Source organism: Kluyvera sp. EC_51 (assembly GCF_019584505.1).
Lineage (GTDB): Bacteria > Pseudomonadota > Gammaproteobacteria > Enterobacterales > Enterobacteriaceae > Kluyvera > Kluyvera sichuanensis.
Map to the genome: position 1 here is coordinate 1 of NZ_VDAG01000022.1, position 12,607 is coordinate 12,607.

Below are 12,607 nucleotides of genomic sequence, written 5' to 3' on the forward strand. Positions count from 1 at the left end.
GATCAAGTGTCTTACCTGCGTCGATGATTTCACAAAGGAATGCCTGACGGTCACTGTTGCCTTTGGGATTTCAGGCGTTCAGGTCACGCGTATTCTGGACAGCATTGCACTGTTTCGAGGCTATCCGGCGACGATAAGAACTGACCAGGGGCCGGAGTTCACTTGCCGTGCACTGGATCAATGGGCCTTTGAGCATGGTGTTGAGTTGCGCTTAATCCAGCCGGGCAAGCCAACGCAGAACGGATTTATTGAGAGCTTTAACGGACGATTTCGCGATGAATGTTTGAATGAGCACTGGTTCAGCGATATCGTTCATGCCATGAAAATTATTAATGACTGGCGGCAGGATTATAACGAATGCCGCCCGCACTCCACGCTGAATTATCAGACACCGTCTGAATTTGCAGCGGGCTGGAGAAAGGGTCATTCTGAGAATGAAGATTCCGACGTTACTAACTGAGTGTTGTATCTAATCGTGGGGGCAGGTCAGTGCCTATCTGAAAACAATGCATACGCTTGATGTGCCACTCAGTCGTTTTTCATCCGGGGCATTAGACAAAGACGTTAACTCGGTGAATATCGCCAACCTCAAAATTCAGACCCTGTACTATGTGTATTCCACGACATCCGTACTGCTGATAATACTCAGCGCCATCCTCGGCATGCTGAGTTTTGTGCAGAATAGAAATATTCTCAAAGCCCACCTTCAGGTTAAAAGCCTGGCGGAAGAGCTGCAGAAGTCGAAAGAAAAGCTACAAACCCAGAATGCCAGACTGGAGTATGACGTTTACCATGACTCTCTTACCGAGATGAATAACCGTCAGCTATTCTGGTGGAATTTAAATAGCACCATTGAGATCGCGGAAAAGCACCATGACTCGGTCACGGTGATGCTGTTTGATTTAGACCGATTCAAAGAGATCAATGACACCTACGGTCATGATGCCGGGGATATGTTATTACGGCAGATTTCCGAAAGGTTAATGTCGTTGAAATTTAGTTCGGATACGCTTTATCGCCTGGGAGGCGATGAGTTTGCGTTTCTCGCGCGTGGTCTGACGGAGAGCAGCGCGGTTTCGCGCGCCCAGAAAATATGCGATGTCATCAACCAGACCTACACGATTTATAACGCAATTATTAATATCACTACCTGTGTGGGGATTGTTATCTCTGACACTGAACGCCGCTCCGACTACCTTTACAAGTTCGCCGATCTGGCGCTTTATGAAGCGAAAAATGCCGGTAGCGGGAAGATAAAAGTCTTCCGCCAGCGCATGCTGGATAAGCTGCAGGAAACCAGAACGCTTGAGCACGATATGGCGCTAGCCATAGCGAATAAAGAATTCGTGGTCTATTACCAACCGATTGTCGACTCGTTCAGCCGGGAAATTTACAGCTATGAAGCCCTTATTCGCTGGATTCATCCGCGTAAAGGTCTTATGTCGCCGGATAGCTTTATTCCGGTTGCAGAAAAAACAGGCATGATCAACGAGATGGGCAAGATGGTGCTCGAAATGGCCTGTCGGGAAGCGGCCTTCTGGGCGGTTCCGGCTAAAATTTCGGTCAACGTCTCGCCTGTCCAGCTAAGCGGTAAAGGCTTTGTGGGAATCGTACTGTCCATTTTGAAAGAGACCGGGCTTTCAGCCGATCGTCTTGAGCTGGAAGTAACGGAATCAGCCCTCTTTACCGAGAGCAGTACGCCGATGAATACCCTTAACAAACTCAGAGCCCTGGGGGTGAAAATCTCCATCGATGACTTTGGCACAGGCTACTCTTCACTTGCGCGACTGAGTCGGCTTTCTTTCGATAAAATCAAAATTGATAAGTCCTTTGTCCATTCGATATCGACGCAGGAAGATGCCCTGAATATCATCAAGCTCATCACCGGGATGGCGAAATCCCTCAGCATGAAGGCGGTGGCAGAAGGTGTTGAAACGCAGGAGCAACTGGAAAACCTTCAGGCTTTGGGATGTGACTTCGCGCAAGGCTACCTGTTTAGTAAGCCTCAACCTTATGTCGATGGGAGAATCCGCTACGGATAGTGCGCACTATCCGTAGCCCGGCCAAGCAACGCGACGCCGGGAGCCACACGGAACCCGGCGTTCCCCATTAAATCTGCGCCAGCCCGCCATCAACATAAATTTCTGCAGCATTAATAAAGCTCGCGTCGTCGGAAGCCAGGAAAGCGACAGTTTTCGCCACCTCTTCCGGTTCCCCCAAACGGCCCAGCGGCACCCCGGCTGCCAGCGCATCAAACAGCCCCTGTCGATGTTCCTCCGCCACCAGCCCGCCGAGACCCGGCGTGCGGACCGGGCCAGGGCTTACCACATTCACTCGGATGCCGCGTCCCTGGAGGTCAAGCGCCCATGAGCGCGCCAGATTACGCACGGCGGCCTTACTGGCGCTGTATACGCTAAAGTTGGCGGTCCCTTTCACCGCGGCGGTTGAACCGGTGAGGATAATCGAGGCCCCCTGAGTCAGCAGCGGCAGCGCCTTCTGCACGGTGAACAACACCCCGCGCACGTTAGTGCCAAAAATACGATCGAAATGTTCTTCAGTGATCGCCCCCAGCGGCATCATGTCGCCGCCACCGGCGTTGGCGAACAGTACGTCCAGTCTGCCCGATTCGCTGGCGATGGTGGCAAACACGGTATCAAGGTCACTCAGGACGGAAGCGTCAGCGCGAATGCCTTTCGCCGACGGCCCGATTAAGGCCACTGCGGCATCAAGCTCTTCCTGGCGACGACCGGTGATGTACACTTTCGCGCCCTGCGCTGCCAGTTCCTGTGCCGAAGCCAGGCCAATCCCCGTGCTGCCGCCGGTCACTAACGCAATTTTATCCGCTAATTTCTTGCTCATGATGCACATCCTTAAAATAGGTTAATAGAATCATTTACTTGCAGCGATTAACTAACTGCTAAGCTCGGAAATCACTCTAACGTGCATCACAGGGGCAGAAAAATAGTGCAAAATGAAAAACACTATTCACCTGCATGAATAATGGCAACCGATTACCGGGAAAAAGCGAATAATGGACCAATTTCTAGCCCTCAAAGTTTTTACCCGCGTGGTCGAGGCCAACAGCTTTACCCGCGCGGCGGACTCGCTGAACATGCCGAATGCCACCCTCAGCAAAACGATTCAACTGTTGGAGGCTCATCTCGGCACTCGCCTGCTGCAGCGTACCACGCGGCGGATTACCGTCACGCCAGAGGGGCTGGAATACTATGAAAAGGCGCGTCAGCTGCTGGCAGATCTGGACGCGATCGATAGCGCGTTTAAAACCTCCAGTACTAAGCCCAAAGGCCATCTGCGCATCGCCGTTGGCGGTTCCACCGCGCGGGATGTGCTGATACCGCTGCTGGCCGAGTTTATGGTCAGCTACCCGGATATTCGCATCGACCTGCTGGTCGCCGATAAACCCTCGGATCTGATCGGCGGCAATATCGACTGCGCGATTCGCGGTGGGCCGATGGAAGACTCTACGCTGATCGCCCGAAAACTTGGCGAAGCGGCGCTCATCACCTGCGCCACGCCCGGCTATCTTAAACGCTGTGGTACGCCCGCCTATCCGGACGAGCTGAAGAACGGGCATCGGCTTATCAGCTATTTATCGCCAGCCAGCGGTCGAGCGTTCCCGTTCCGCTTTAGGCAGGATGGTCAACCTATTGAGATAAAGGCCGAGCATCACCTCGGCATCAATGAGAGCAACGCCCATATCGCCGCCGCCCAGGCGGGTCTCGGCATTGTGCAGACGTTTTCTTATTCGCTGCGCCAGGCGCTAGCCTGTGGGGAGTTAGTGGAGATTTTAAGCGAGTGGCGTCCGGCCCCCTATCCTTTCCAAGTGGTCTATGCGCAGAACCGCTACGTTCCATCGCGGCTGCGGGTGTTTACCCAGTGGCTAGTTGAGGCTTTTCCGACGGCGTTAAACGCCTGATGTCATGGTGACCTATAGACGCTAAAGCGACTGCTCCAGCTCGCTCAAAAACTGAGCGATAACCTGTTCATTGCGCTTGAAATAGGTCCAGGTGGCGACTCTTTTGCTGGTCAACAGCCCGGCTTTTTGCAGCTTGCTGAGGTGTGAAGAGATTGTCGGCTGCGACAACGCCGTTTTCTCCTGGATAAAGCTGGCGCATACACCGTCCTGCTGCGGGTCCAGCAGATGCGGATACCCGGCGAAATGCGCGGCAGGGTCACGCAGCCAGTGCAGGATCTCCCGGCGGGTCGGGTTGGAAATCGCTTTCAGAATATCGTCGGTATTTAGCGGCATCAGGCTGGCTACGGTAATGGAGTTGGACGGTACATTAGGCAGCGCGCCGTTAAATGTCAATGCGGGCGACGGATGCCGCCCGCAGACCACTTAGCTCGCGCTGTACGTTGGATAGTCGGTGTAGCCGACAGCACTACCGCCAAACAGCGTGTTACGGCCCGCCGGGTTCAGCGGCCAGCCGTTGGCAAAGCGCGCGGGCAGATCCGGGTTGGCGATAAACGTACGGCCAAAACCGAACAAATCCGCCAGCCCGGCTTGCTGCATCCGCTTCGCCTTCTCGGCGGTATACTTCCCGGCATACATCAGCACCCCGTCGAAGGTCTCACGCAGCGCACGGCAGAATTCTGCCGGCAGGTCAGGCGCGTTATCCCAATCCGCTTCGGCGATGGAGAGATAGGCAATCCCCAGCTGATTGAGCTGTTTTGCCGCTTCGATATAGGTGGTAAACGGGTCCGGCTCTACCAGACCGAGGTAGACACGATCTTCCGACGTGCTTTCGAACAGCGGCGCAAAGCGAACCCCGACACGCTCTTTGCCGACAACCTCAATCACCGCCTGAGTCACTTCGCGCAGAAAACGCAGTCGGTTATCCAGCGAGCCACCGTAGACGTCGTCGCGCTGGTTGGTATGCACCGACATAAACTGGTTAATCAGATAGCCGTTAGCGGCATGCAGCTCAATGCCATCAAAGCCCGCCGCCATCGCATTGCGCGCGGCGGTAGCGTACAGCGCCACCAGATCACGCACTTCATCGGTGCTCAGCGCACGCGGTGCAGACGGCTCTGCCAGTGCACCTGTCCCCGGTCCCGTTTCGATAAACACTTTCACATTGGTCGCCGGAATCGCCGACGGCGCCACGGGCGCCCCTTCTCCCGGCTGCAGAGAGGTATGAGAAACCCGCCCCACGTGCCAGAGCTGAGCAAAAATCACGCCGCCCTGCTGGTGCACCCGCTCGGTCACTTTTTTCCAGCCCGCTATCTGCTCTGGCGTGTAGATACCCGGCGTCCAGGCATAGCCCTGACCACGCGGTTCAATCTGCGTCCCTTCACTGACCATAAACCCGGCACTGCTGCGCTGTGCGTAATATTCCGCCATCAGATCGTTGGCAACGTTACCCGGCTGACTGCTGCGTGAGCGCGTCAGCGGCGGCAGCGCAATGCGGTTTTTCAGCGTGAAGGCGCCCAGGGTTAACGGGGTAAAAAGTGCTGTATTTTCCATGACATATTCCATCTTGATAGACGCTCTGGCAGGCAACGGTGCCTGCCGGTGATGGAACAAAGCCTATTCTCAATATCGATACATTGCAATATTTATATATTTCGATAATTGAATTTATTGCAACGATGCTTCAGATGCGCAACGGTAAACCAGCCCGGTCGCCACCGCATTACGCGGGCCTTCCGTACCGCGAATATTCCCCTGCCCGGCCACCACACCGTAGTGTGATAAAGCATCGGTGATAAGCTGAGGCAGCTCAAAATCAAGCGACGAGCCCCCCACCAGCACGACAAACGCAATCTCACGAATATTGCCGCCGGGGGAGACGAGCCGCAGCGCCCGCAGGCAGTTGGTGACAAACACTTTCTCTTTCGCCTGACGCCTGACCAGGCGAATTTTCTCCAGCGAGGTCTGGCTCTCAATCGGCACCAGCGTGCCCTCTTTGATATACACCACCTTAGCAAATACCGCCGGGCTGAGCGGCTCGCGGAAGAACTCCACGCTGCCGTTCTCATGGCGCAGGCTAAACAGACTTTCTACTTTGGCCAGCGGGTACTTTTTGATCTCCTCCGCCAGATGCAGGTCGCTTAGCCCAAGCTCGGTTTTGATAAGCAGGCTGACCATATTGCCCGCCCCCGCCAGATGCACAGCGTTGATCTGCCCGGCGGCGTTGATGGTTGCCGCATCCGTGGATCCTGCCCCGAGGTCGAGGATGGCCAACGGCGTATCGCTACCGGGCGTGGTTAGCGCGCCGGTAATCGCCATATTGGCCTCCACGCCCCCTACTTCTACTCGCGTCGCTAAGCGCTGGCTCAGTTCACGGGCGATCACCTCCATTTGCAGTCGGTCGGATTTCACCATCGCGGCAATGCCCACCGCATTCTCCATCGAGAATTCGTCGGCCAGCCCGCCCTGGACTTTACACGGGATGAAGGTATCCACCGCCAGTAAATCCTGGATAAACACCTCGTCGGCGCCGTGGCCGCTAAGCGATGCCATCACCTGACGCACCCGCTCCAGCATCCCCCCGGCGTGAGTGCCCGGTTCGCCGCGAATATCGCGGATCGGCGCGCACCCGGCGACCGCCTGCATAATCGCCTCGGCACCGCTGGCAACATCGGCCTGAACGCTGCGCTTCTCACCGCACACCGTAATATGCCCCGCCGGGATCACCCTCGACTTCACGTCCCCCTGCGGCGTTTTGAGCACCACCGCCGAACGGTTGCCGATAAGCGCTCGGGCCACCGGCACAATCATCCGCGTTTCATCCGGAGTGAGATGAAACCAGGTAGCGATGCCGTAGGGGTTCGACAACAGCGAGATAACCTGCCCGGTGGGCGCTACCTCCACCGCCGCCAGCACCCCTTCCGGCACCTGCTCAATCAGCGTCACTTCATCGACAATCGGCAGGGTTCGCTGCAGGCGATTATGGATAAGCACCCCGTCATCCTGTTGGAGGATCACCGCCACCACGTTAATGCCGCGCGCCAGCGCCTCGTTCAACTGCCAGGCCGCGTCCATAAAATCCAACTCGCGGTCCACCAACGGGATCCAGCCGCTGGCGTACTGGTCAGGCGTCAGCGCATCGAGGTTTGCCAGACGAACCGTGGTGCCAACCCCCAGCCCCTGCCCACCGGGCGTTTGCGGGTTATGACCAATCATCGTTGATTCGGTGATAATGGTTTCGGTAATGGTTTCCATCGCCACATCGCCAATCACCGGCGCGGCCTCGTTAAGGCAGACCCACGTCACCTCTCGCTGATGCCTGCCCGCCTTCTCCAGCGCCTGCTGAAGCGAGGCCATTACGCCGCTGATGTTATCCCGCGTCCCTTTGGTGCCGGTGGTGGACACAATGCCGCTCGAGAGAAAGCGTTTCCCCTGGTCGGTTAGCTCCGCCAGCGCGACCTCCGTGGTGGCATTGCCAATATCAATGCCCGCAATCAATGCCATCGTCTGCTGCCCCTATACGTCCTGTTTGCGCAGCTTATCGCGCTGGCGATAAACCTCGGCTGACTCGCGGATAAACGCGGCGTTGATCGTCGCCTGGTACTGGGTTTCCAGCTCATCGGCAATCGCCAGCAGCTCTTCCACAGTGGAGCGATACGGGCGTAGCGCATTATAAATTTCGAGGATCCGGCCATCAGGAATGGCGATAAGCTCTCCCGCCCGGCGCAGGTTGCGGGCGATAGCGTGGCGATGCATCTGCTCGGCAATCTGCGCCTGGTACTCCAGGGTCTCACGCGAAATACGCACATCCTTTGGCCCAATTTTCCCGGCGAGCACGTTTTCGAGCGTAATATCGGTTAGCGGTTTGCCGGTTGGGGTTTGAATACGCTCTGGGCTGCGGGTGGCCAGCGGGTAATCCGCGGCGGTCATTGTGGTATGAGCGGTCATTTTTCCTCCCGGATAATCTCGATATTCAGGGTGACGGGTTTGGCATCCGGCACCACATGCTTGGTCTCTTTGATATGAAACAGCGCCGCCTTGGCCATAAATTTCGGCCTGACCATCTGGTCATTGACCACCGGCACCGGCGATGGCGACTCTTTGCGGGCATAGCGGGCAGCGTTTTTGCCAATCTGGCGATAGGTCTCCAGGGTCAGCAGCGGCGCCTGGGAGAACAGCTCAAGATTGCTGAGCGGCAGTAAATCGCGCTGATGAATCACCGTCGTCCCTTTGGACTGAATGCCAATACCGATACCGGAACCGCTGAGGTTGGCGGCATCCCAGGACATAAACGAGACGTCAGAGGTGCGCAGGATCCGCACCACTCTGGCGTGAAGCCCCTCTTCTTCGACCCCGGCCACCAGCTCTTTGATGATCGCCTTGTGCGGCATGTCGATCAGCGTTTTATGCTGAAACTTATCGAACGCTGGCCCCACGCCAATCACCACTTCATCAGCCCGTTCGCCGACACGTGCCGTCCCACTCTCCACCAGCTTCAGGGTGAATACCGGCGCTTTTTTCTGTGTTGTTTCCATGCTGTTGCCCCGCTTACTCAATGCTGTCCGGCTGGATCACCGTGGCGATGTTCTTAATCTCTTCCCAACGTTCCGGGGAGAGTCGATAGCCCGTGCCTGGGCCCTGGTAATCATTGACGTCGTTCACCGCGCTCACCACTTCAAAGTCGCGGTCAAGAATGGCGGAGGTTTGCAGATAATCCCCGGTAACGCGCTGGCGCAGCATGTTGAGAATATTGTCTGCCACATCATCAAAACCGTTTACGCTCAGCGCCTTGACGATATCCAGCCCGGTAATCTCGCGCTTCATCATCTCTTCCACCGCACTGAGGTCTTCCACCACATTGCGCGGTGGCATGTCTTTACTGCCGTGGGCGTAGGTCGCCGCCGTGACCTCTTCATCGCTGACCGGCGGCAGCCCCAGTTCGCGGAATACCGCCTGCACGGCGCGGGCCGCTTTGTTGCGAATGGCGATGGTCTCTGCTTCCGACACCGGGCGCAGGCCGCCGTCGACCATCAGGTCACGCTGCAAAATGTTGTAATCATCGAAGTCTTCGGCGTCGAAGTTCGACCCGGCAAACATGTTGTCGTAGTTCGGCACCGCGCTATAGCCGGAGAAGATAAAGTCGGTTCCCGGCAGCATCTGCATCAGGGTGCGCGCCGTGCGGCGAATATCGGAATGGGAGAAAGTCTGGTCGTTGGCGGAGGCCACCTCCAGATCGAGCATTGAGGCAATCAGGTTTTCGGCCAGCACCGCACGAATGCCCGACGGCACCGCACCGGTCATGCCGATACAGCTCACGGCACCGTTTTGCAGCCCCTGTACGCCCGCGCCTTTGGTGATAAAGATGCAGCGCGACTCCAGATACAGCATGGATTTGCTTTCGGAATAGCCCATCAGCGCCTCTGAGCCGGTGCCTGAGGTGTAGCGCATTTTCAGGCCGCGAGAAGCGTAGGCCGAGGCAAGGAAGGCTTTCGACCACGGGGTGTCGTCGCCGTCGGTAAACACCGCTTCGGTGCCGTACACCGACACGGTTTCCGCATAGCTGGTTAAGCCGCGCATCCCCAACTCGAGTTCCGTTGCCTCTTCTACCGAACACTGGGTTAATACCCCCGGGCGGCCGGACTGCGAGCCGACCAGCAGAGCCAGCGCGTTAAACGGCGCGTAGCGAGCAATCCCGACGGTGGTTTCCTGCTCGGAAAAGCCGCGAATCCCCGCCTCTGCCGCATCGGCGGCGATTTGCACCGGGTTATCCTTCAGGTTGGTGACGTGACACTGGTTCGATGGGGTGCGGCGGGCGCGCATTTTTTGCAGCGCCATCATCATCTCCACCACGTTCATGTGGGCCATCACTTCGACCGCTTTCGCCGGGGTGATCGCCGTGGTGACTTTCACAATCTCGGCGCGGCTGACGTTGATATCCACCAGCATGCGCGCGATGGTTAAGGCGTCGAGCGCCATCGCGCGTTCCGTTTCCGCCACGTTAATGCCGTAGTCGGCGATAAACCGGTCAATCATGTCAAAATCGGCTCGGGATTTACCGTCCAGTTCGACAATGAGGCCGTTTTCAACCTTTACCGAGGAGGGGGGGTCCCACGGACTCTCCATCGCTATCAGCCCCTCTTCGGGCCATTCCCCAATCAGACCATCCTGGTTAACCGGCCGCTTTTCGAGGACTTCGAATCGTTTTGATCGTCTCATATTGCTCAGGCTCGTAAGTGTAAAAATGGCACCCGCGCGTTGGCTACGGGTGAGAGTTACCGGCAACTTAAAGGGCTCGCGGTCAGAAAAAAATTAAATAAATAACGTTCCATTCTGAGACGTTATTTATTTAATACGTTTCAGTGTGGAACCCAATAATGCTGATAAATAAGCAAATGTGATATGCAACCGCACCCAAATCAAAATAACCACAACAACGCTAAAAATATCCACCACTGGTTATTTTTCATGTCGTTGACTAAATATTTTTTAAGGCAAAAATAACACTAAAGGATTAACGCCATTTCAGGTTATTAATCCACCATGAATTAAAGTTTTATTAAATTAACGCCACATCCATTAACAATCTGCTGATGCGTTCAGGAGTTCTGATGATAAAGAGTCTATCCCGTGCCACCGTAAGCCTCGCGATGGCGCAAGCCATGGCGGCAAAGGCCGAGAAGAAAGCGATTGAAATCAATGTTCCGGTTGTTATTTCCGTTGTCGATAGCGGCGCAAACCCTCTGCTGATGCAGCGGATGGATGATGCTTTTATTACCAGCTGCGAGATTTCACTGAATAAAGCCTGGACCGCATGCTGCTTACAGCAGGCCACGCATGAAATTACCGAATGTGTACAGCCCGGTCAGTCGCTTTATGGTTTACAGCTCACCAATCAGCAGCGCATTGTTATTTTCGGCGGTGGCTTCCCGATTATTGAAAACGATAACGTGATAGGCGCTATCGGCGTCAGCGGCGGCACCGTAGAACAGGACATGGAAATAGCCATGGCGGCATTAACTTATTTCCAACAGTTTTAATTCACACTATTTCGCAACCCCATTTTAAGGATTTATGATGAGCGATCGCATGTATGATTTTCTTGTTCCAAATGTGAACTTTTTTGGCCCCGGCGCCGTCTCCGTTGTCGGTGAGCGCTGCAAATTACTGAACGGCAAAAAAGCCCTGCTGGTGACCGACAAAGGCCTGCGGGCGATTAAAGACGGCGCGGTCGATCAGACGGTCAAGCATCTGCGTGAAGCGGGCATTGAAGTGGTCATTTTTGACGGCGTGGAACCGAATCCGAAAGACACTAATGTGCGCGATGGTCTGGCCGTCTTCCAGAAAGAAGGCTGCGATATGATCATCACCGTCGGCGGCGGTAGCCCGCACGACTGCGGCAAAGGTATCGGGATTGCCGCCACCCACCCAGGCGACCTTTACAGCTATGCGGGTATCGAAACCCTGACCCATGCGCTGCCGCCCATCATTGCGGTCAACACCACCGCCGGTACCGCCAGCGAAGTCACCCGCCACTGCGTGCTGACCAACACCAAAACCAAAGTGAAATTTGTGATTGTCAGCTGGCGTAACCTGCCGTCGGTGTCGATCAACGACCCGCTGCTGATGGTCGGCAAACCTGCCGGTCTGACCGCCGCCACCGGGATGGATGCTCTGACCCACGCCGTGGAAGCGTATATCTCCAAAGACGCTAACCCGGTCACCGACGCTTCGGCAATTCAGGCCATCAAGCTGATTGCCACCAACCTGCGTCAGGCCGTTGCGCTCGGCACCAACCTGAAAGCCCGTGAAAATATGGCCTGCGCCTCCCTGCTCGCCGGCATGGCGTTTAACAACGCCAACCTCGGCTACGTGCACGCGATGGCCCACCAGTTGGGCGGGCTTTACGATATGGCGCACGGCGTGGCCAATGCGGTTTTACTGCCGCACGTCTGCCGTTACAACCTGATTGCCAACCCGGAAAAATTCGCCGATATCGCCACCTTTATGGGTGAAAACGTCTCCGGGCTCTCCACCATGGACGCCGCCGAGCGGGCAATTAACGCCATCGCACGTCTGTCCAAAGATGTCGGGATTCCTCAGCACCTGCGCGACCTGGGTGTCAAAGAAGCCGACTTCCCGTACATGGCTGAAATGGCGCTGAAAGATGGCAACGCCTTCTCCAACCCACGTAAGGGCAACGAAAAAGAGATCGTTGAGATTTTCCGTCAGGCCTTCTGATTCGTGTAATCCCCCACCGGCGGGCCCTGTGCCCGCTTTTTTAGCTTTCACCCGCGTGGAGTTCCCAATGCAAAATCCCGGTGTCCCGGCATCACCCGCCGTGCATCTGTTTTATCACCCCTCGCAGGAACGGAGTGAAGCCCTGCGCCAGATAAGTCTCGGGCTGGAGGAACAGGGCGTACCGTGCCGTCCGCTGCCCTGCGATGAACAGAACGATGCGATGGCGCTGGCACGCAACGCCGCGCAGCACTCAGCGCTGCGTATCGGCATTGGCATGACCGCCAGCGGCGACGTAGCGCTGACCCATGCCCAGTATCCGGCTGACCGTGCGCTGCGCCATCTTCCTGCCGCCAGTACCAAATCACAGTGGCGTAATCTTGGCGCTAACGCGGGCCAACTGGTGAAAACGCTTCCGTTAACTGAGGTTGAATAATC

At 56.2% G+C, this 12,607-nt stretch carries 11 protein-coding genes and 2 pseudogenes; 6 read left to right on the forward strand and 7 right to left on the reverse strand.

All coding sequences use genetic code 11. The features are described from left to right. Together FHC49_RS05865 and FHC49_RS05870 are read left to right on the forward strand one after the other, a co-directional pair. Window positions 1-460: pseudogene (locus FHC49_RS05865) on the forward strand (IS3-like element ISSen4 family transposase); the annotation flags it as partial. 25 nt (window positions 461-485) lie between these two features. Beyond that, window positions 486-2,042: pseudogene (locus tag FHC49_RS05870) on the forward strand (putative bifunctional diguanylate cyclase/phosphodiesterase); the annotation flags it as partial. A 67-nt stretch (window positions 2,043-2,109) separates the two neighbouring features. On the opposite strand, the gene FHC49_RS05875 reads toward FHC49_RS05870, so the two are convergent. Further along, the gene (locus FHC49_RS05875) at window positions 2,110-2,859 is read right to left on the reverse strand and encodes an SDR family NAD(P)-dependent oxidoreductase (RefSeq protein ID WP_220439166.1); all 750 of its coding nucleotides are present in this window, start codon (window positions 2,857-2,859) and stop codon (window positions 2,110-2,112) included. A gap of 172 nt (window positions 2,860-3,031) precedes the next feature. Here FHC49_RS05875 and FHC49_RS05880 point away from each other — a divergent pair, with 172 nt between their 5' ends. Next, window positions 3,032-3,937 (forward strand): LysR family transcriptional regulator, encoded by a 906-nt coding sequence (locus FHC49_RS05880; RefSeq protein ID WP_220439167.1) that lies wholly within the window; start codon window positions 3,032-3,034, stop codon window positions 3,935-3,937. Window positions 3,938-3,958: 21 nt separating this feature from the next. Here the strand turns inward: FHC49_RS05880 and FHC49_RS05885 are convergent, their stop codons facing one another. From FHC49_RS05885 to FHC49_RS05910, 6 genes are all read right to left on the reverse strand, one after another. After that, complete coding sequence (locus FHC49_RS05885) at window positions 3,959-4,330, reverse strand: helix-turn-helix transcriptional regulator (protein WP_255581173.1); 372 nt, start codon at window positions 4,328-4,330, stop codon at window positions 3,959-3,961. Between the two features lie 30 nt (window positions 4,331-4,360). Further along, entirely contained in the window at window positions 4,361-5,488 is a 1,128-nt protein-coding gene (locus FHC49_RS05890) for an alkene reductase (protein ID WP_220439168.1), read from the reverse strand. A gap of 114 nt (window positions 5,489-5,602) precedes the next feature. Beyond that, complete coding sequence (locus tag FHC49_RS05895) at window positions 5,603-7,438, reverse strand: diol dehydratase reactivase subunit alpha (RefSeq protein ID WP_220439169.1); 1,836 nt, start codon at window positions 7,436-7,438, stop codon at window positions 5,603-5,605. A 12-nt stretch (window positions 7,439-7,450) separates the two neighbouring features. Continuing rightward, window positions 7,451-7,882 carry a diol dehydratase small subunit gene (locus tag FHC49_RS05900; RefSeq protein ID WP_220439170.1) on the reverse strand — a complete coding sequence of 144 codons (432 nt, stop codon included), beginning with the start codon at window positions 7,880-7,882 and terminating at the stop codon, window positions 7,451-7,453. Next, entirely contained in the window at window positions 7,879-8,469 is a 591-nt protein-coding gene (locus FHC49_RS05905) for a propanediol/glycerol family dehydratase medium subunit (protein WP_185667739.1), read from the reverse strand. The genes FHC49_RS05900 and FHC49_RS05905 overlap by 4 nt, the downstream gene beginning before the upstream one ends. 13 nt (window positions 8,470-8,482) lie before the next feature. Continuing rightward, entirely contained in the window at window positions 8,483-10,150 is a 1,668-nt protein-coding gene (locus FHC49_RS05910) for a propanediol/glycerol family dehydratase large subunit (RefSeq protein ID WP_220439175.1), read from the reverse strand. 392 nt (window positions 10,151-10,542) lie between these two features. Here FHC49_RS05910 and FHC49_RS05915 point away from each other — a divergent pair, with 392 nt between their 5' ends. The 3 genes from FHC49_RS05915 (at window position 10,543) to FHC49_RS05925 (ending at window position 12,605) form a co-directional block, all read left to right on the forward strand. After that, a complete protein-coding gene (locus tag FHC49_RS05915) occupies window positions 10,543-10,971 on the forward strand; it encodes a heme-binding protein (RefSeq protein ID WP_220439176.1) in 429 nt (142 codons plus the stop codon). 37 nt (window positions 10,972-11,008) lie between these two features. Next, window positions 11,009-12,172 (forward strand): 1,3-propanediol dehydrogenase, encoded by a 1,164-nt coding sequence (gene dhaT / locus FHC49_RS05920; RefSeq protein ID WP_220439178.1) that lies wholly within the window; start codon window positions 11,009-11,011, stop codon window positions 12,170-12,172. Between the two features lie 67 nt (window positions 12,173-12,239). Beyond that, the gene (locus FHC49_RS05925; RefSeq protein ID WP_220439180.1) at window positions 12,240-12,605 is read left to right on the forward strand and encodes a glycerol dehydratase reactivase beta/small subunit family protein; all 366 of its coding nucleotides are present in this window, start codon (window positions 12,240-12,242) and stop codon (window positions 12,603-12,605) included. Window positions 12,606-12,607: the final 2 nt, after the last annotated feature.